At 44.3% G+C, this 20,238-nt stretch carries 13 protein-coding genes; 8 read left to right on the top strand and 5 right to left on the bottom strand.

The window, feature by feature from the left end:
• Positions 1-5: 5 nt before the first annotated feature.
• From B9A91_RS01910 to B9A91_RS01890, 5 genes are all read left to right on the top strand, one after another.
• Entirely contained in the window at positions 6-1,232 is a 1,227-nt protein-coding gene (locus B9A91_RS01910; RefSeq protein ID WP_084236733.1) for a n-acyl-d-glucosamine 2-epimerase, read from the top strand.
• Between the two features lie 104 nt (positions 1,233-1,336).
• Entirely contained in the window at positions 1,337-2,227 is an 891-nt protein-coding gene (locus tag B9A91_RS01905) for a hypothetical protein (RefSeq protein ID WP_144008829.1), read from the top strand.
• A gap of 46 nt (positions 2,228-2,273) precedes the next feature.
• Positions 2,274-4,457, top strand: a complete 2,184-nt coding sequence (locus B9A91_RS01900) for a S46 family peptidase (RefSeq protein WP_144008828.1) — start codon at positions 2,274-2,276, stop codon at positions 4,455-4,457.
• A gap of 346 nt (positions 4,458-4,803) precedes the next feature.
• Positions 4,804-5,688: an SGNH/GDSL hydrolase family protein gene (locus B9A91_RS01895; protein WP_200815595.1), complete on the top strand. Its 885-nt coding sequence runs from the start codon at positions 4,804-4,806 to the stop codon at positions 5,686-5,688.
• Positions 5,685-7,118, top strand: coding sequence for a Gfo/Idh/MocA family oxidoreductase (locus tag B9A91_RS01890; RefSeq protein WP_084236730.1), 1,434 nt, complete (start codon positions 5,685-5,687; stop codon positions 7,116-7,118). The genes B9A91_RS01895 and B9A91_RS01890 overlap by 4 nt, the downstream gene beginning before the upstream one ends.
• Positions 7,119-7,177: 59 nt before the next feature.
• Here the strand turns inward: B9A91_RS01890 and B9A91_RS01885 are convergent, their stop codons facing one another.
• The 5 genes from B9A91_RS01885 to B9A91_RS01865 form a co-directional block, all read right to left on the bottom strand.
• Positions 7,178-8,359, bottom strand: a complete 1,182-nt coding sequence (locus B9A91_RS01885; RefSeq protein ID WP_084236729.1) for an AIR synthase related protein — start codon at positions 8,357-8,359, stop codon at positions 7,178-7,180.
• 86 nt (positions 8,360-8,445) lie between these two features.
• The gene (locus tag B9A91_RS01880) at positions 8,446-10,632 is read right to left on the bottom strand and encodes a glutamine synthetase III family protein (protein ID WP_084236728.1); all 2,187 of its coding nucleotides are present in this window, start codon (positions 10,630-10,632) and stop codon (positions 8,446-8,448) included.
• 158 nt (positions 10,633-10,790) lie between these two features.
• Complete coding sequence (locus B9A91_RS01875) at positions 10,791-11,693, bottom strand: hypothetical protein (protein ID WP_084236727.1); 903 nt, start codon at positions 11,691-11,693, stop codon at positions 10,791-10,793.
• The gene (locus tag B9A91_RS01870) at positions 11,683-14,190 is read right to left on the bottom strand and encodes a DUF2339 domain-containing protein (RefSeq protein WP_084236726.1); all 2,508 of its coding nucleotides are present in this window, start codon (positions 14,188-14,190) and stop codon (positions 11,683-11,685) included. The genes B9A91_RS01875 and B9A91_RS01870 overlap by 11 nt, the downstream gene beginning before the upstream one ends.
• 52 nt (positions 14,191-14,242) lie before the next feature.
• On the bottom strand, positions 14,243-14,905 hold the full coding sequence (locus B9A91_RS01865; protein WP_235012404.1) for a head GIN domain-containing protein: 663 nt from the start codon (positions 14,903-14,905) through the stop codon (positions 14,243-14,245).
• A gap of 293 nt (positions 14,906-15,198) precedes the next feature.
• Here B9A91_RS01865 and B9A91_RS01860 point away from each other — a divergent pair, with 293 nt between their 5' ends.
• From B9A91_RS01860 to B9A91_RS01850, 3 genes are all read left to right on the top strand, one after another.
• A complete protein-coding gene (locus B9A91_RS01860) occupies positions 15,199-16,470 on the top strand; it encodes an NUMOD1 domain-containing DNA-binding protein (protein WP_084236724.1) in 1,272 nt (423 codons plus the stop codon).
• Between the two features lie 177 nt (positions 16,471-16,647).
• A complete protein-coding gene (locus tag B9A91_RS01855) occupies positions 16,648-17,526 on the top strand; it encodes a GLPGLI family protein (protein WP_159451610.1) in 879 nt (292 codons plus the stop codon).
• 41 nt (positions 17,527-17,567) lie between these two features.
• The gene (locus tag B9A91_RS01850; protein WP_084236722.1) at positions 17,568-20,210 is read left to right on the top strand and encodes a peptidase associated/transthyretin-like domain-containing protein; all 2,643 of its coding nucleotides are present in this window, start codon (positions 17,568-17,570) and stop codon (positions 20,208-20,210) included.
• The last annotated feature ends 28 nt before the right edge of the window (positions 20,211-20,238 follow it).

Raw genomic sequence — 20,238 nt, 5'->3', positions numbered from 1 at the left:
TACCGATGAAGAATTACAGTGAAATTTACGAACAGGAACTGATCAGCAATGTAATTCCATTTTGGATGAAACATTCGAAGGATGAAAAGGGAGGGGGATATTTCAATTGCCTGGACCGCACTGGAAACGTGTTTGATACCGATAAATTTATGTGGCTGCAGGCCCGTGAAGTCTGGACCTTTGCCACCCTTTATAACGAACAGGAAGCCCGGCCGGAATGGCTGGAGATGGCAAAGCATGGGGCCGATTTTCTGGAGAAGCATGGCCGTGATGCTGAAGGGAACTGGTATTTCTCTTTGGAACAATTTGGCAAACCCCTGGTGCAGCCTTACAATATTTTTTCTGACTGCTTTGCCAGTATGGCCTTTGCTGCATTGTATAAAGCGGATCCGCAGGAGAAATATGCGCAGATCGCTAAGGGTACTTTTCAGAACATATTAAAGCGCCGGCAAAACCCAAAAGGAAAGTACAACAAGGCTTATCCGGGCACCCGTGACCTTAAAAACTTTGCGCTGCCGATGATCCTGAGCAACCTTTCTCTGGAAATGGAGCACCTGCTGGACAAACAGACGGTAGATGACCTGCTTAAAGCAGTTATCCATGAGGTAATGGATATATTTTACCAGCAGGATAGCGGCCTGATTCTGGAGAATGTGAACCTGGACGGCTCTTTTTCTGACTCTTTTGATGGAAGGCTCATTAACCCGGGGCATACTATAGAGGCCATGTGGTTTATGATGGACCTGGGTGTGCGTTTGAACGACCCTAAGCTGATTGACCGTTGTGTGGAAATCGCGTTGCGTACCCTGGAGTATGGCTGGGACAAGGAATATGGCGGCATCTTTTATTTTATGGACATTAAGGGGCATCCGGTGCAGCAACTGGAATGGGACCAGAAATTATGGTGGGTACACCTGGAAGCATTGGTTTGCATGGCCAAAGGTTATGCGCTTACGGGCAATGTTGCTTGTAAGGAATGGTTTATACGGTTGCACGAGTATAGCTGGAAGCATTTCAGGGACGAGGAGCATGGAGAGTGGTATGCTTACCTGAACCGCAGGGGAGAGGTATTGCTGCCCTTGAAAGGTGGCAAATGGAAGTGTTGTTTTCATGTGCCAAGGGCGCTGTTCCAAGTTTCCAGGACGCTTAGTTCAATTGAAGAGGAAAATGACCGTTCTCTTCAACGGCTGCATAATTTCAGTTTTTCTACGGAAAAACTGAAAAGACGCTAGGCCGTTTCTGAGAAGGTAATTTTCCTGTTAAGCAGGGAGGTGAGGGGTATTGAGCATTGGGCGCGTTTAGCGTGCAGTAGAGCGCATTGACAAACAGATAGGGTATGAAACATTTTTTATTGGGGCTGATGATAGCCCCATTTTTTACGCTGCATGGCACTGATCGGGAAGTCAGTTCATCGTTTGGTGGCTGGAAGGATACGCTTGTGCGTAAGCCTGCTTTTTTTGAAGGGGAAGTGAGGCCTGAAAAAAACACGCCCTGCTTTAACGGCGCTTATTACAGGAAAGCGGTGTCCTCTAAGGATGTATGGCTGGGCATTGCAGGTACGGTGGTGCTGCCGAAGATCACATTTGATGCTGGCAGGAAAAATGACAGGCAGCCCGGGCAGTTTCTGGACAATCCATCCGTTTATATGGGTGGAAATATGAACGGGCAGGAAACCGACGTGGGCCTTACCTGGGCGGTAACCAAAGATGAGCAGGGCCGGATCAGTACGGAGCGTAAAGCTTTCCGCCCATTTTTTCGCCGCACGGCCTATACTTCTACCGGACAGAAGGACATCTGGCAGAATGCCCCGGCTTCCAGGGAATACTATTGGTACCCGGGGGAAGAGGTGAGGATGTCGCTCCGTGTGGTAAAGGATGGCAAGCTCAGGATGCTGGTTGAAGGAGCAGGGAAACGCTATGAAGCCGATTTTGATGCCGATGGTTATAAGATGGGTGGTGTTGGAGAGTTTAAGCGCGTAAATGCCATCGACCAGGTGCGGAACGAGGGCAGGCCGGCACAGCCTACCTTAACACGGGTGGAAAATGCGGTATGGAAAGAAACAGTTTTTTTCAGAATGCATAAAGGAAAGGTCATTGCTGTGCCCATGCATAAGGGCCGGTTTACGGATATGCGTTGTCCGGATGTAAAATATTTCAAAATTTCCGCAGATACCAGGCAGGAAGAGCTGGGAGCAGAGACGATCAGCATTTATGGTGGTGCCCGTTAAGCCGATATTTATTACCTTTACGGCACACTAACTAATTATGATCAATATGAAAAGAACAGTTTATCTGCTGTTGTGTTTAATGTTACTGTCCTTCTCTCTCAGGCTGAAGGCAGATGAGGGGATGTGGATCCCGATGCTGATAGGGAAAAACTATGAGCAAATGAAAAAGCAAGGCTTTAAACTTACAGCCAAAGACCTTTACAATGCCAATGGTTCCAGCTTAAAAGATGCAATTGTGCATTTCGGTGGCTTCTGTACCGGCGAGATTGTTTCTGATAAAGGCCTGATCTTTACCAACCACCATTGTGGTTACGATGCGATTGCTTCCAACTCTACACCGGAAAACAACATCCTTGACAATGGTTTTTATGCAAAGAATTATGGCGAGGAAAAACCTGTTGCTGGTTTGTTTGTCCGTTTTCTGCAAAGAATGGAAGATGTGACCGCTAAGGTGAATGCAGCAACCAAAGGTTTGACCGGTGCTGAAAAGGATGCTAAAATGACCGAGGTGTTCAATACCATAGCTAAGGCTGCGGTTACAGGCCCTACCATCGAAGCAAACGTAAAGGATTTTTATAAATCCAATCAGTTTATCCTTTTTGTTTACGAGCGTTTTGACGATGTGCGCCTGGTAGGTACCCCTCCGCAGAACATCGGTAAATTTGGTGGCGATACCGATAACTGGGAATGGCCACGCCAGACGGGCGATTTCTCGGTATTCCGCGTGTATGCTTCTACAGGTAACCAACCTGCCAAATACAATGTGCAGAATGTACCTTATAAACCTAAAAAATTCCTTCCGGTTTCTATCAAAGGCGTAAAGAACGGTGATTTTTCTATCGTTTATGGCTTCCCCGGACGTACCGACAGGTACCTGACCTCTTACGGGGTAGATCTGGCCACGGAAAAGGTGAGCCCTACTATCGTTAAATTGCGTGACATCCGCTTGAAAGCATGGAAAGCAGAAATGGATAAAGATGTGGCCTTGCGTTTAAAACTGTCTTCGAAATATGCACAGATTGCCAATTACTGGAAATATTTCATCGGACAGACTGAGCAATTGAAACGTTTAAAGGTATCGGACGCCAAAAGAACAGAAGAGAAAGCCTTTACCCAATGGGCTGCTCAGAAAACAGAATTTGCAGGTCTGATGGAGCAATACGATCAGATCTATAAGGAAATTGATCCGATTTCTGTACAGCGTACCTATATTAACGAAGGTTTCATGGCTTCCCAATGGGCTGCCAATGCCTCGGGAATGGGCAAGGCTCTGATTGCTTTGGGCAAGAAAAAAGACGATGCAGCTTATGTAAAACAGGTTCAGGGCAATCTGAGCAATGCTTTAGCTGCTTATGAAGAAACTTACAATGAAACGGCTGATAAAAAAATCTTTTCACAGATCCTGGCTTCCTTCTATAAGGATGTGCCTGTAAAATCGCAGCCTAAATTCTTTGCTGAGATTGCGGAGAAATACTGGTCGGGCAACCCTGAGGCTACTTTCGACAAGTATGCCAATTATTTGTGGGAGAACAGTAATTTCATCAAACCGGAGAAATTGAAAGCTTTTATTGCTTCTAACCCATCGGCAGATGCGGTAAACAGTGACCCCGGCTACCAGTACGCACTGAACATTGTACCTGCTGAGTACATCAGGACCAATTTTGGTTCGCTGGTGGCAGATTTTGAAAAGAAAAAAGCAGAATTGGATCATTTATACCTGAAAGCCATTTTAGAAAAGAATTCCGGTAAACTTATGTATCCTGATGCGAACTCGACGATGAGGCTGACTTATGGAAATGTGCAGGATTATTCACCTAAAGATGGAATGGTATATAAAACTACAACTACCATTGATGGTGTGATGCAGAAATACATTCCGGGCGATAGTGAGTTTGATCTGCCTGCGAACCTGATCGAGAATTACAATAAGAAAAACTTCGGTCAGTATGGTAACGATGGTACATTGACGGTAGGTTTCATTACCAATAATGACATTACCGGTGGTAACTCAGGTTCTCCTGTAATCAACGGCAATGGCGAGCTGATCGGTCTTGCTTTCGACGGAAACTGGGAAGCCATGAGTGGTGACATTGCTTTTGACAAGAAATTTAAACGTACCATCTGCGTAGATGTACGATATGTACTCTGGTGTATTGATGTGTTGGGCGGAGCCAAAAACATTATCAACGAACTTGACATCAGGAAAAATGAAGTAAAAGCAAAGAAATAATATTGCTTTGAGTTTTTGAAAGGCCGCAGATTTGTTTTGCGGCCTTTTTTGTTAATTCAGGTTGAAGTATTATGGCGGGAAAGGGACTTAGGCAATCCGGTAGCCGGTCGAATGCTGCCGACAGCCAAGCTGCGCAAGCCTGACGAAGGCATTCTCTCCGGCATACCGGATTGCTCTTGCGCCCTAACCTGTATGGTGTCGAAAAAGTATTTTATTGCTTTTTGCTAAACAATTTTGCTGAACAAATAGCCAATACTGCTGAACAGATAAACAATCCGGTTTAATTTGAAATGCCTATTTTAGTGAGATGAGGATTTTTTTGACCTGTTTACTGTTCTTATTTCACATGGCAACGGCAGCATTTGCACAGCCTTTTCCGCCCACTGTAAAGAAGGTCTTGTTCCTGGGGAACAGCATTACATATGCAGGGCAATATATTGTTGATGTAGAAACCTATTGTACACTGAATTATCCGGGACAGAAGATTGAATTCATCAATATGGGACTGCCCAGCGAAACGGTGTCGGGTTTATCGGAGCCCGGGCATGCGGGCGGTAAATTTGAACGTCCGGATTTGCACGAACGCCTGGACAGGGTGATGAATGTGATTAAACCAGATCTTGTTTTTGCCTGCTATGGCATGAATGATGGTATATATCTGCCTTTTGATAAAGCACGTTTTCAAAAATTTAAGGATGGAATCAACTGGCTGCATGAGAAATATGCAGCTCAGGGCGTACGGATCATCCATGTTACCCCGCCGGTTTACGACGAAACAAAGGGTGGTAAAAAGGGGTATGCTGAGGTACTGGACAAGTATTCGGACTGGTTGCTGAAGCAACGGAAAAGCAAAAAATGGGATGTAGCCGACCTGCATTATCCCATGAAAAAATACCTGCAGAAGGGCATTACGCTTGCTAAAGACGGTATACATCCTGCAGAGCTGGGCCATTGGATCATGGCCAAATCGTTGCTGCTCTATTTGGGTGAAAAGCAGATTGCCCCGGCATCTGAGGTGCTGGCCACAATACGGCATCCGAAGAAAGAAGATATTTTTAGGCTGGTGGGCCAGAAGCAGGCGCTGATGAAAAATGCCTGGCTGACTGCGGCAGGGCATAAACGCCCGATGAAAACCGGCTTGCCTTTGGAGGAAGCTAAAGGAAAAGCTGCTGAAATAGACCGGCAAATTGATATATTGATCAACAATAAAAACACAAAGGAACAAGAATGAGTACAAAAGGTTTTTCAAGACGACATTTTTTGAAGCAGACAGCAATGTTGTCGGCGGCCGCTGCAATAGCCCCCGGTATGCTGATGGGTATGCGCAAAGGGGACATTAGATTGGCCAGCCCCAATGAACGTGTAAACCTGGCCTGCATTGGTATAGGCAACAGGGGCGCGGAGATTATCCGTGATTTGTATAAAACAGGACTGGTGAACATTGTGGCCTTGTGTGACGTGGATATGGGCGCTATACATACACAGGCCGTTTTAAAAGAGTTCCCGGATGTGCCGCGCTTTCAGGATTTCAGGAAGATGTTTGATAAAGTGGGCAACCAGATTGATGCGGTAAGTGTTGGTGTACCCGATTTTTCACATTTTCCGATCACCATGATGGCTATGGGCCTGGGCAAGCATGTCTATGTAGAAAAACCAATGGCACGTACTTTTAATGAAGTAGAACTGATGATGAAAGCCGCGCGCAAGTACAATAAAGTAGTTACGCAGATGGGCAATCAGGGACATTCTGAAGCGAATTACTTTCAATTTAAAGCCTGGAAGGAAGCCGGTATCATTAAAGATGTGACGTCCATAACTGCACATATGAACTCGCCGCGACGCTGGCATACCTGGGATGTGGGCATGCGCGCTTTCCCGTCGGCACAGCCAGTTCCAGAGACGCTGGACTGGGACATCTGGCAGATGGCCACAACTGGGCACGATTACAATAAGGATTTTGTGAACGGTCAATGGCGCTGCTGGTTTGACCTTGGAATGGGTGCGCTGGGCGACTGGGGTGCACATATACTGGATACTGCACATGAATTTCTGGAACTTGGTTTGCCCCATGAGGTGAATGCGGTTAAATTGGATGGGCACAACAATTTCTTTTATCCAATGTCATCTACCCTCTGCTTTAGATTTCCAAAACGCGGCGGTATGCCGGCGCTGGATATCAACTGGTACGACGGTGTAAATAACCTGCCGCCAATCCCGAACGGTTATGGTGTTTCTGGTTTGGATCCGAACATCCCGCCGCCAAGCACCGGTGCAATTGAGCCTGCAAAGCTGAATCCCGGAAAGATCATTTACAGCAAGGACCTGACTTTTAAGGGCGGTTCGCATGGCAGTACGCTGTCTATTATTCCTCAGGAAAAAGCTTTGGCGATGGCTTCTTCCTTGCCGGAAGTGCCTGTTAGTCCTTCCAATCATTTTAAGAATTTCCTGCAGGCCTGTAAAGGTGAAGAAAAAACAAGATCGCCGTTCTCTGTGGCTGGTCCGCTGAGCCAGGTGTTCTGTTTGGGGGTGCTGGCGCAGAAGTTAAATACGAAACTGGAATTTGACCGCAAAAAGAAGGTCATTACCAATAACAAAACTGCCAATGCTTTGCTGGTTGGCCCGCCGCCACGCAGGGGCTGGGAACAGTATTACAAAGTGTAAAAAACAAAGGGCGCATCCTCATGAGGATACGCCCTTTGTTCTATAGTGATCAATTAATTTTAGAAATAGGTATAGTTTCCTTTTTCGCTGCTGATGGTTACCTGTTTTTGTGAAGCGCTTTCTACGCGACCGATAACCTGTGCATCAATATTGAAGCTTTTAGAGATGGCAATGATATCTTCAGCGATGGCAGCAGGGACATAAAGTTCCATACGGTGCCCCATATTGAATACCTTATACATTTCTTTCCAATCGGTACCTGATTGTTCTTGAATCAATTGAAACAGGGGAGGAACAGGGAACAGGTTGTCTTTAATGATGTGTACGTTGTTGTTTACAAAATGCAATACCTTGGTTTGTGCACCACCGCTGCAATGTACAATGCCGTGAATTTGCGGCCTGAATGCTTCCAGTACTTTCTTAATCACGGGCGCATAGGTGCGGGTTGGCGACAATACTAGTTTGCCAGCAGTAACTTCCGTATTTTCGTTGATACGAACTTGGTCTGTCAGCTTTTTTCCGCCAGAGAAGACCAGGTCAAACGGTACGGCAGGGTCATAGCTCTCAGGGTAGGCGTTGGCAACAGATTTATCGAACACGTCATGACGTGCAGAGGTAAGTCCGTTAGAGCCCATGCCGCCATTGTATTCGCTTTCGTAAGTAGCCTGTCCGGAAGAGGAAAGTCCTACGATCACATCGCCGGCCTGGATGTTGTCGTTACTGATGACCTTATCGCGCTCCATACGGCAGGTAACTGTAGAATCTACAATAATGGTACGCACCAGGTCGCCCACATCGGCAGTCTCGCCGCCTGTGGAATAAATGGAAATGCCCTGTTCGCGCAATTCTGCCAGGATTTCTTCTGTACCGTTGATGATGGCAGCAATTACTTCACCAGGAATCAGGTTTTTGTTACGGCCAATGGTAGAGGAGAGCAGGATGTTGTCGGTAGCCCCAACACAGATCAGATCGTCGATATTCATGATGATCGCATCCTGTGCAATGCCTTTCCATACCGAAATGTCGCCTGTTTCTTTCCAGTATACATAAGCCAGGGAAGATTTGGTGCCTGCGCCATCTGCATGCATGATGTTGCAGAAAGCTTCGTCATTACCTAAAATATCGGGGATAATCTTACAGAAGGCTTGCGGGAAAATACCTTTATCTATGTTCTTGATGGCCTGGTGCACATCTTCTTTCGAGGCAGAAACGCCACGCTGGTTGTACCTGTTATCACTCATGTTGCTGCAAAGATAAAAAAATAACCCCTGCCAATTCAGACAGAGGTTATAAAAACTAAAAAATAGTTTACGTATTGAGGTTTGGTTTATTTTAAGAACAATAACTCTCTGAATTTAGGCAGAGGCCATACGCTGTCGTCTACAATCTGCTCTAATTTGTCCGTATGGTAACGGATAGTATCAAAGTAAGATTTAACTTTTTCGTCATAATTGATGGCTTTTTCGCGGCTATCTTCAATAGCGTTAACCTTTTTACGCTGCTCAAGCATGGCATCGATACTGGTTTTAACCACGTTCAGGTGCTCAGATAGTTTGTTGATAATGGCCATCGGTGTTGCCAGGGCATCGCCAGATAAGCCAAGGTCTTTTAAGCCTTTTGCATTTTCGATCAGTGAGTTCTGGTAAGCAATTGCAGCAGGTATGATCATGCTGTTGGTCACTTCGCCCATTACCCTGGCTTCGATCTGAAGTTTTTTGTAATAGCTTTCCAGCAGGATCTCATGACGTGCATGCAGTTCACGCTCATTAAAAATGTTTAATTTGGTGAACAGCTCAGTTGTTTTTTCACTTACGTAAGCATCTAAAGCTTTAGGTGTGGTCTTGATGTTGGATAAGCCACGTTTTTCAGCTTCTGCAGCCCATTCGTCGCTGTAACCATTGCCTTCAAAACGGATATCTTTAGATTCTTTGATGTATTTTTTAAGGATGGTTAAAAGCGCTACGTCTTTTTTCTCGCCTTTTTTGATCAGTTTATCTACTTCAACTTTAAACTTGGTCAGCTGATCTGCAACGATGGTATTCAATACCGTCATAGGTGCAGATGAGTTGGCAGAAGAACCTACCGCCCTTAACTCAAATTTATTACCAGTGAAGGCAAAAGGAGAAGTACGGTTACGGTCGGTATTGTCCAGCAAAATCTGAGGGATTTTAGGGATACCTAACCATAAAGAATCTTCATTTTTAACTTTTTTGATGATGCTTCTTGACGATTCGATCTCATCCAGTACTTCAGCAAGCTGAGAGCCCAGGAAGATAGAGATGATGGCTGGCGGCGCTTCGTTTGCACCCAGACGGTGATCGTTGCTTACAGAAGCAATAGAAGCCCTTAACAGATCTGCATGCTCATGAACCGCTTTAATGGTGTTCACAAAGAATGTTAGGAACATCAGGTTGTTTTTAGGTGTTTTACCTGGCGACAACAAGTTTTTGCCGGTATCTGTAATTAACGACCAGTTATTATGCTTACCTGAACCGTTGATGCCTGCATATGGTTTTTCATGTAAAAGCACTTTGAAGTTATGTCTTAAAGCAACTTTTTCCATTAAGTCCATTAGCAGTTGGTTGTGGTCAATTGCAAGGTTGATCTCTTCGTAAATAGGGGCACACTCGAACTGAGAAGGTGCAACCTCATTGTGACGGGTTTTCAAAGGAATACCCAGCTTCAAAGCTTCATTTTCAAAATCTACCATGTACGTAAATACACGCTCAGGGATTGATCCGAAATAGTGGTCTTCCAGCTGCTGTCCTTTGGCCGACATGTGACCAAATAAAGTACGACCGGTTAAAGCCAAATCCGGACGGGCGTTGTACAAGGCAAGGTCAACCAGGAAATATTCCTGTTCTATACCTAAAGATGCATTTACTTTGGTAATGCTTTTATCGAAATACTGGCAAACATCAACAGCAGCTTTATCCATTGCAGCAAGTGCTTTCAATAAAGGTGCTTTATAATCAAGGGCTTCGCCGGTATAAGAAACAAATACAGTAGGGATACAAAGCGTTTTACCTGCTTTGCTTTCCATAATGAAAGCCGGAGAAGAAGGATCCCATGCAGTATAACCGCGTGCCTCGAAAGTGTTGCGGATACCGCCATTAGGGAAGCTGGAAGCATCAGGCTCTTGTTGAACCAGTGCACTTCCTGCGAACTTTTCAATTGCACCATCACCGCTAGGCTCGAAGAATGAATCGTGTTTTTCGGCAGTAGTACCTGTTAAGGGTTGGAACCAGTGGGTGTAGTGTGTAGCACCTTTACCCATTGCCCAGCTTTTCATGGCTGTAGCAATGTGGTTCGCATCTTCCTGGTTAATCAGTTCACCATGTTCTATTGCAGATACCAGTTTTTCATAAACCTCTTTTGATAAGTAGTCTTTCATCTTCCTCTTATCAAAAACATTCACGCCAAAAAACTCAGAAATTTTAGTCGAAGGAGACTTTACTTCTGGAGAAATTCTTGTTTGCGCCTCTTTTAATGCAATTGTTCTTAAGCTTTTCATCTATTTGTTTAAAGTTTGGTCAAAAATAGGTTTTTTATTGATAGATTTCAATAAATTCTCTGCAAAAATACTAAAGTGGATAATTTTTCAAAGAAATATTTGATTTTTGGAGTGTTTTGTGGATAAAATGAGATGAATTTTACAGAATTTGTTGGAAATTACCTTTTCTTTCCTTGCATCTCATTTATCATTCTGTAGGACAAATAGCCGATAAATGCAATTAATACCGTTAAAGCGCCCCAGATCCAGCTTTTGCTTATAAAAAAGCTGGACTGCTGTTTTGTTAAGGTCTGGGCCGGACTAAAATTCCCAACTTTAATGTAAGGCAGACTTTTCGCAATGCTATCATTAAAGTAATCCAGATCATATCTGGGAAAACTCATGTCTAACCCTCCGGTTTTGATGATATATCGTTTATCTTTCTCAAGATAAGCAGTTAAATGCATATTTTGCTGAAAAGCATCAATTTTTTTTACAGTTAATGGGGTGTTGTCTTCATTTTCTATGATAAGGTATAGTTTTCTATACCTGTTTTGGCCCGTAAGCTCAATTATTGCAGGTTTACCTGATAAGATTACAAAGCTGAGCATCCTGTTATAGGGCTCCCTGTTTCTGCCGGGTTTGAAATTGGGGTTTGGTTCTGCCAGCCAGGCTTCGCGACGATAAAAGCGGAACCCTTCAACAGTTAACCTTAATTTATTAACCTGATAGGCCTTGTTAAACGTTAGGGTGATTAACGATTGTTTGCTGCCTTTTAGTTCCTGTACTTTTACTGTACCGCCGGGTATGTTGCTGTAATGTTCTAAATTAAGGGTGCCGGCGGTGTCTGTACTGTCCGTTGCTTTTCTGAGCAGCCAGGCAATTTCCCTGTTCTTTTCAAATATCCTGATGTCTGCCAGTTCCTCGCTTTCGGTTTTGGCAATCAGGTCGGGCGTCAGGGCAATATTGTAAAAGCCGCTTTTTGCCACTTGTTGGAGCGGGGCCTGCCATTTAAAGGACTGTCCGTTGACAACCAGGCTCCCTAAAAGCAAGGCTATACCTATATATAATTTAAGCCTCATCTTCAATATCTGGTTTGGATGCTGTTACTATCGCTGTGCTTTCCTTGTCGTTGGCCAGGAGCAGGTTCTTTAAGCGCTGGTACATGAACGAGATGACGAGTAACAAAACACCAAGTGAAATAAATGCGGCTATTTTTCCACCTTCAGACAATCCTCTTAAATCGAAAATAAACAATTTGAGCAGGGTAATGGCCAGAATGGTAATAGAAATGATCCTTACATTTTTCGATTTCCATTTCATGCCTATATATATACATAGTAAGGCGAAGCATCCCCATAAAATGGCAAAACCGGTTTTATGGGTGTTACTGATGATGGCGTCAATGTTCTTTTCTTTGCTGTACTGCGACATTACTGTTAGGTGGTCCAGTTCTGCACTGGCTATATAAAGGACAATAAAAGCAGCGAACCATTGGAACGCAATTAAGCTTTTTTCTGAACGGATCTGCTTTTCATTACGGTACAGGGTGTAAATACTCCATGCTGCCAGCGCCACCATCAGGTAATGGAACAGGTAATTGTTCAGATTGGAAGCCCGGCTTTCCAGGTAACTGTCCCTTAAAAAGATGGTCTCGGTGTTGAAAAGCAGTGGATAACAAATGAGGCAGACTGCGGCAAGTGCAGCTACCACAAATTTGAATTCCTCTTTCTCTGCATTGCGAACCGCAATAAGCAATATGGTAATGAATAAATAGCTGTAACAAGCCAATGCCAGTACCCTTAATAAGGGAAAGTAATTATAGGCCTGGTGATTGAGTTCAAAAGCAATGACCAGGTAGCCAATAAGTACCGCGGCCACGGCGAGGATGGTCCTTGAGGTTTTAACCTCGCGGAAAAGAATGGATTTGATCTCTTTTTTAAGCAAGGTTGAGTAAAGGATCAATCCTATAACAGCCACCAGTCCGGTAATAAAGCCTTTGTTCGCAATGGGGTACAAACGGTTTGTGGTGTTGTAAATACTGCTTCCATAAACCTGCTGCCAGTCCATGACCAGGCTGATGCCCATGAGTACCAATACAATTATTGAAGATTGTTTGATGAGGGTGATACCTGATTTTTGCGAAAGCCAGAGCAGCAGAACGCTTTCTGCTGTCCAGAATAAGGTGATTTGATTGCCTTTGAGCTGCACTGGTGCGGCCAGGCTGATGAAAGTAAGCACCAGGCCGATCAGCAGGTAGATCAGGTTCCTGTCAATCTTATCATTCTTAAACAGGGCATAGGCAAATATCAGGTTTACTACCCCAATAAGAGCGGTAAACAAGCCGCGGTAGTCGCCGCCGCCAATATGGTTCAGCACCAGCATCCCTGCGGCATAATATAAAAACGTATTGCTGAGTAAAATGCCAATCTCGAATGCATTGAACTCTGTTTTTTCTTTAATGTTGTTGATGATATTCATAAGCAGGAATATCAGGTAAAATAAAGAGGCAAATACGAGCGCCCCGGCATATGGTGGGTTTTTGCTGTCGGCATCCAGCACTTTGCTGTATAGCCAACCACCATAGAGGATAAGTGTAAATATATAACATACGATATTAATGGCCGGCCATTTTTTATAGTAGGCCAATATGAGCATGCCTATGTTCAGTATCAATATATAAGTAAAGAGCACAATGTAATTGCCTTGGCCGGTACTTACCATAAATGGTGCGCCAAAACCACCCAGTATGGCAAAAAGGGCAAGCTCCATGCGGTTGTAGCTGATGGAAAGCAAGACCGTAAAACTGGTAATGAGTATGGTAAGAATGAAGGCCATTGTCTGGCTAAAAAGCTGGTACTGATGGAAGCCTATGGTTACTGTAAAATAAAGGATGGCTACACCGCCCCCAACCAGCACAGAGCTGAAGGTGGTAAATGATTTTCGCAGTTTGTGCGCCAGACCAATTAAAATGCCCCCGCAGATGAAACCGATGCTTACCCGGCCAATTTCGTTGATCCAGTCTTTATCGATTGCATACTTGAGGAAAAAGCCCATACCTAAAACCAGGATGACGATACCTATTTTATTGAACAGGTTTTCGCCGATGAATTTCTCCAGATCAGGATTACGTTCGCTAAAAGAAGGTTTTGGCGCAGGAGGAACGAATTGAGATGGCATAACCGGTGCTACAGGTTCTTGTACAGTTTTAGGGAGTTCTGTAATTGCCGGTTGTTGGGCAATGGCCTCAACTTTTGGCTCAGGGGCTGTTATTTCTTCTGCCGGCACTAAAATGCTTTCCTGGGGCTCTGGAACAACGGGTGCTTCCGGTTGGACAATATCCTTTGGCTGATAGGCGGTAAAGGGTTTAAATGTTTCTGACTGAACTGTTGGCTGTTCAGCAACTCTTTGCTCAGGTTCGGCCTGGGGCAACTGGGCTTCTTTTTTTGCCAGCTGGGCCGACAGGTGTTCGATCTTTAGATATAGAAATTCAAGTTTTTCTGTTAAGTTCTTTCTCAATTGCAGTACAATGATGAGCAGAATGATGACAAGAATAAATATAACCGTTTCTAAAAACATAGGGGTCAGATGTTAGGTTTAGGATTTAAAGGTAGTAAAATCCCAAACCTTTTTACAGCTTATTTACCCCACCGGTGCCAATTACCGTCTTCTGTATTTCGGGTGATCCGAGGTAGTTGATGTGTCCTGACCCACTAATAAAAGCTTTTATTTTCTTGCTGCAGCTGATGTTTATGCTACCTTTTCCGCTGATTCGGGCAGAGAGCTCGTCAACCTCAAGCGCCTTGGTGCCAAAGGTGCCTGGACCGCTTAAAGTAACACTTGCTTCGGCAGCTGTTCCTTCAATCAGCGCTTTGCCTGAACCACTTACAACGGCTTCGATCTCATCTGCAGCTACATTTGCCCTGATGCTGCCCGAGCCGCTTAAGGTAAGGCTGAAGTCGTTTGTCTTAATTGTTCCTGATACCGTAATGCTACCATCGCCGCTCATGGTCAGCGCGGTCAGTTGCTTTGCATTTACATAGGCTATTATTTTTTTGTTTTCATATTTTTTTGCCCAGCTGATCCAGCTGGTCTTTGGCCGGATAACCAGTGTGCTGCCTTTAACTTCGGCAACCAGGGTAGAGATTGCTTCTGCATCGCCTTCAAACCTTAGGCTTTCTGTACTGCCCATTTTAATGATGACCTGGATTGGACCGCCCGCTACCACATTATCGAAATTTTTTACTGTCCTTTCATCCGATATTGATCTCGAATTGTATGTTAAAGTCGTCATTGCAAAGACAGGTTTTGTAAAAAAAGACAAGAAAAAGAGTGCTGAAAAGGAGAATGAAAGTAACTTTTTCATGATGATTGATATAATAGTATTAAAAATTATACGATTTTATAGAATTGACAGTTATTAGACGAAAGAATGGAAAGATTGTTGCATATACTTGACGAAATATTTTGTTATGCGTACCTTGATGATTATTTTTGACAGATAAGGTATTAAGTGTGACAATTTACTTTTTATTTTAGCGTTAATAATATTAAACGTAACTATTTAACCTCTTAATATAAATTTATATGCACGAGCAAAATTACCCGTATCAGCAATTGTCACTTGATGATCTTAACGGAGAACTATGGAAGGATATTCCCGGCCATGAAGGGTATTATATGATCTCCAACTTTGGCAGAATTAAACGACTTGAACGAGGCGGGGTAGATAAAAGAAAGGTTACCTATATTATCAAGCCCCTTATTTTGAAGCCTACTGTTCATCGTTCGTTAAACACTACAACTGGTGATTACCGTTGTTTATTGCGCATCGGCATTCTAAGGGATAGCAAAATTTATACTTATAGCCCGGCGCGCCTGGTTTACTATTCGTTTGTAGAACAGTTTGAACTGGCTAACAAAGAGCTATTTGTTTTATACAAAGATGGTGACGGACTAAACCTGCGCCCGGAAAACCTGATGCTTGGAACCCAGAAAGATAAAGCGGCCCTGATGGACGCTGCCGGGAGAAGGGGACAGGCGCAGCGTATGACTGCCAAAAAAAGGGAGCAGTACCAGAAAAAGATTGTACGCTCCACCAAGCAAAAGGGGGTGAACGATGTAAGCCGTTACTCGCTTACCGGACAATTACTCGAGACTTATCCCGGCACCAAGGCAGCTGCGACTGCCATGGGGCTGAGTGCTTCTCATATCTCTTCTGCCTTAAGGGGCAATATCCGTATGCTTACCGCCGGTGGATATTTATGGAGATACGGAAAAGACCCTTATGTGGATGTAAAGCCTATCCTGGAGAAACGCTGGCAGTATCCTTCACCATTTGCCACCCTGCAAAAGAATATCGGGCAGTATAACCTGGAAGGAGAACTGATCAATGCTTACAGCTCAGTTAAGGAGGCGGCCAAAGCGGTTAACGTAAGGCCGCAGAATATACACCGTGCCATCAGTGGTAAAGCCTTTACCTCGGCGGGTTTTATCTGGAAAGAAAGTACCAAGGCAAAAATTTCTGTTAAGTCCTTAAGAAATCAGGTTGGGGTTTCCAATATGGCGTATTTGCCTGAAGATAAACAGGTATCTCAGTACGACTTTGATGGCAAATGGATTAAAACCTATGCCACCGCAGCTGAAGCTTCGAGGGTTACAGGCATTGCTGAAGGCGATATTTATAGTGTAGTAAATAATTACCGTAAAATTACTGCCGGAGGTTTTTTATGGCGGAGAGGATCTGCGCTTAGGTTAAATGTAAATACCCTGCGTAAACACCCGCATTACGATCGCTCTGCTTTGGCCAGGCACATGAAGAAAAAGAAGATGATGAACCTTGTTGCAGAGGAAAGCTAATAGATAGGCCCGGGTTTTTCCGGGCTTTTTTTTGCCCTATCATTTCCGTATTAGAGCGTTTTTGTCTAATTATTTAGACGAAATTTTTCAATTCTCTTGTTTGTCTAAAAATATAGACGTAGATTGGCGGTAACAATGGCTATTGAGCCAGTTGAACCTTTTAGAAAAAACAGGCAGATGATGAAAAAACTATTGACTATTATTGGTATATGTGCGGGCCTTTCAGCATCGGCACAGGGATTTTTGGGTAAAAATACCGGGCGTGTGCAAAAGACTATTGATACCGCTTCTTTACGTTGTTACTACCTGTTCAGCAAAAAGACGGAGGGAGCAGACAAAGTCCATCGTACGGATACGATGGTACTCGACATTGGCCCTGCTGTATCTAAATTCTACGACCCGGCCAGACTGGGTAGGGACTCTATGCTGAATGCAAAGCTGGCCAGTATAGACCCGCAAACCATTAAATCTGTAAACGTATACAAAAGCGATTCTGGAAGAGACTTTTCCAGCATGCCCGGATCTACCTATACCGGTACATTGGAAGGAGAAAGCTACCAGATCATTAAGGATAAAAGGGCCCAAAAGATCACGGTACTGGATTATATTGACGCCATTGGCGACAGGTATAAGTATGAAGACGAAACGGGTGCACTGCCATGGAAAATGTCAAATGAAACGGATACTGTTGCGGGTTATACCTGTCAGAAAGCCACACTAAGCTTCAGGGGAAGGGAGTATACGGCATGGTTCGCAGCTGATGTTCCGGTACCGGATGGTCCCTGGAAATTCTGGGGCTTACCGGGACTGATCCTAAAGGTTGAGGATACTCAGGGTTTATTTGCTTTCCGGATGATCGGCTTGCAGCAATTGTCAGCGTCGGCCCCCTTGCCCATAAAGGTCGACGACAGCAGGAGCATAAAATGTACCCGTGCAGAGTTTGAACAGCAAAAAAAGAAGCAGACAGGCGGTATGCTCATTAACATAAACGGAGGGGCTGTAGTCATTGCACAATCGCCCCGCAAAACCGGCTACCTTCCAATGGAAACTGAATGATACGATTTTTAGCTTTTATGTTGTGCTGTCAAGTTTACTTTGTGAAAGCACAGACGGGTATCCAGGGTGTGGTGGGGCACAAGGCGGATGGAAAAGGGCTGGCAGGGGTAAATGTAACTGTAAAGGAAAAAGATGCAGCATCAGTATTGGCTTATGCCTTTACTGATCAGAAAGGAGCGTACAAACTGAGCTTTAGCAGCAAGGCGGATAGTGTAGTGGTTACCGTTTCCGGTCTCGGTTTTAAAAAACTGGCACAGGTTATAGACAATAGAAGCGGCACGTACCATTTTAGCCTGGATGCCGAAGTGATCAAATTAAAGGAGGTCAAGGTCAATCCACCCAAAATTCGCAAGCTGAATGATACCTTAAATTACCTGGTGGATGGTTTTGCAGATAAAAATGACCGTACCATAGGGGATGTGCTAAAAAAGATGCCAGGAATAAGGGTAGCCGACGATGGTTCCATAACGTATAACAACAAGCCCATTAACCGCTTTTATATTGAAAACCTGGACCTGCTGAAGGGGCGTTATGGTATTGCTACCAATAATGTGGAAGCGAAGGATGTGGCCACTGTTCAGGTACTGGAAAATCATCAGCCGGTAAAAGCGCTTAAAAACCGGGAGTTTACCGATGAAGCAGCTATCAATTTAAAACTGAAAGATGGTGCGAAGGGGGTGCTGACGGCAAATACCCAGCTTGGTACAGGGCTGTCGCCCTTTTTATGGAATAACGAGCTTACCTCTACTTACTTTAACAAAGGCAGACAGAACATCAATACCTACAAGGGTAACAATACTGGAAATGATGCAGGGGCAGAATTGAAGTCGTACTATCCGGGAGATAACCAGTTGAGCCCTTATAGTGCTTTGACCTTGCAATCGCCTTCGGCCCCACCCATAAGCCAGAAGCGTTACCTGTACAATAGGGCCAATGCGGCTTCTGCTAACAATTTATGGAGCCTGGGCAAAGATTATCAGCTAAATGCCAATGTTATTTATTTAAATGACAGGCAGGAAAAAGAGAACTTTTCCCGTTCCGTTTATTATCTGCCTGCCGATAGTGTACTGGCCATTGAGGAAAATCTGGCGGCTACTACCCATACAGATTTACTGGAAACGGGGCTGCAGTTGAACAGGAATACCGAACGTTATTACCTTGACAATGCCTTCAGGTTTTCCGGGAAATGGGACCGTGGATCCGGAATTTCAGAGAGCGGAGAGCGTTCCGGAAGCGGAGCGCAGGAGGCGGGTACATCCAACTGGCAAAATATCTTTCAGGATTTAAAACAGCCGGTGTTTAAAGTAGACAATACCTTTAGCCTCATCAGGAATTACAAACGGTTGAGCTTAAAGCTGTACAGCTATAATGGTTACAGCAGTACCGACCAGGAGCTTAGCGTAGAGCCCTTCCTATATGATGCACTGTTTGGTAATGCTGTGGGCTTAACCGCATTGAGGCAATCGGTAGGACAGCGGCAGTTTTCCTCTGCAAACCGCCTTACATTGGGGCTAACAAAGGGAAGCTGGAAACAGAACTATACACTTGCTGCAGATCTTAACCTGCAGCAGTTAAACACGCAATTGCAGGGACAGGAAGCTTCAGGCAATTTCACATCCGCAGTAGATTCTTTAAGTAACGGTCTGACCTGGAATAAATACAGCCTTTCTTTTCAGCCTGATTATACTTATGCAAAGGATAAAATTAAAGTAACGTTACAACTTCCATTGGTATACAACTACCTGTACAGAAATAATGACAACGGAAATGAGATCGAAAGGCACATCAACAGGCTACTCTTTAATCCAAGTATTAACATCAGGTATGAGCTGAATTTGTTTTGGAATATGACTGCCGCAGTCAGTTATAACAATGAGCAAGGGGGAATTGAAAATGGCTTTACCGGTTATATGATGCAGTCGTACCGTAGCCTGCAGCGGAACGAGGGGCAGCTGTCTGAACAGAAAAATCAATCTTATTCCCTGGATTTAGGTTACCGCCACCCGCTGCATGCTGTATTTTTTAACCTGGGTTTAAGGCATGGCCGGAGCAGTATGAATTTGTTGTACGGCTATGCTTATCAGGATATACTGAGTTTCAAAAAAGCCTATTTTATTTCTAACGGAAGTAACAGGTACAGTATTTATGCCCGGCTAAGTAAGGGGATAGATGCTATTGCTTCAACACTTAGTCTGGATGCCGACTACAGCAGCAGTTCGGCATCGCAGATCAGCCAGGATAAGATAATCGATTTTACCGCTGAGAATTTTAATTTGCGGCCTGCAATCTCCTCTAAATTGGGCAAATGGGCTAGTTTATCTTATACCTTTCAATATGCGCAGAGTAGAAATAGGGTAAGGAATAACGCGGGTGACTTCAAACCGATAAATAGCAGCAGGCAGCAGGCGCAACTGAATTTTTTTCCGGTGAAGGCCTTAACCATTAACCTGGGCTATGAGAATTTTTATAACGGTGCGATAGTTTCAGGGAGCCGGGGAATGAATTTTGCAGATCTGGGTATGCGGTATGTCTTTAAAAAGGTAGAACTCAGTGCGGAGTATGCCAATGTATTTGATACCCGGCAGTACATTGCGGCTGCTTACAATGATATCAGCACCTTTTATTCTGTTTATAACCTGCGGCCGGCCCAGCTTTTACTCAAACTACGTTTTAAAATCAGATAGCAGTCTTTAATCTATGAAATTTTCATAC

This window comes from Pedobacter africanus (genome assembly GCF_900176535.1).
Classification (GTDB): domain Bacteria; phylum Bacteroidota; class Bacteroidia; order Sphingobacteriales; family Sphingobacteriaceae; genus Pedobacter; species Pedobacter africanus.
Note: the sequence above shows the minus strand (reverse complement) of the source record. Positions and strands in the feature narration are given on the sequence as shown.

Coding starts and splice junctions, on each gene's coding strand:
- B9A91_RS01910 (WP_084236733.1), top strand. CDS start 6: ATGAAGAATTACAGTGAAATTTACGAACAGGAACTGATCAGCAATGTA.
- B9A91_RS01905 (WP_144008829.1), top strand. CDS start 1,337: ATGAAACATTTTTTATTGGGGCTGATGATAGCCCCATTTTTTACGCTG.
- B9A91_RS01900 (WP_144008828.1), top strand. CDS start 2,274: ATGAAAAGAACAGTTTATCTGCTGTTGTGTTTAATGTTACTGTCCTTC.
- B9A91_RS01895 (WP_200815595.1), top strand. CDS start 4,804: ATGGCAACGGCAGCATTTGCACAGCCTTTTCCGCCCACTGTAAAGAAG.
- B9A91_RS01890 (WP_084236730.1), top strand. CDS start 5,685: ATGAGTACAAAAGGTTTTTCAAGACGACATTTTTTGAAGCAGACAGCA.
- B9A91_RS01885 (WP_084236729.1), bottom strand. CDS start 8,359: ATGAGTGATAACAGGTACAACCAGCGTGGCGTTTCTGCCTCGAAAGAA.
- B9A91_RS01880 (WP_084236728.1), bottom strand. CDS start 10,632: ATGAAAAGCTTAAGAACAATTGCATTAAAAGAGGCGCAAACAAGAATT.
- B9A91_RS01875 (WP_084236727.1), bottom strand. CDS start 11,693: ATGAGGCTTAAATTATATATAGGTATAGCCTTGCTTTTAGGGAGCCTG.
- B9A91_RS01870 (WP_084236726.1), bottom strand. CDS start 14,190: ATGTTTTTAGAAACGGTTATATTTATTCTTGTCATCATTCTGCTCATC.
- B9A91_RS01865 (WP_235012404.1), bottom strand. CDS start 14,905: ATGACGACTTTAACATACAATTCGAGATCAATATCGGATGAAAGGACA.
- B9A91_RS01860 (WP_084236724.1), top strand. CDS start 15,199: ATGCACGAGCAAAATTACCCGTATCAGCAATTGTCACTTGATGATCTT.
- B9A91_RS01855 (WP_159451610.1), top strand. CDS start 16,648: ATGATGAAAAAACTATTGACTATTATTGGTATATGTGCGGGCCTTTCA.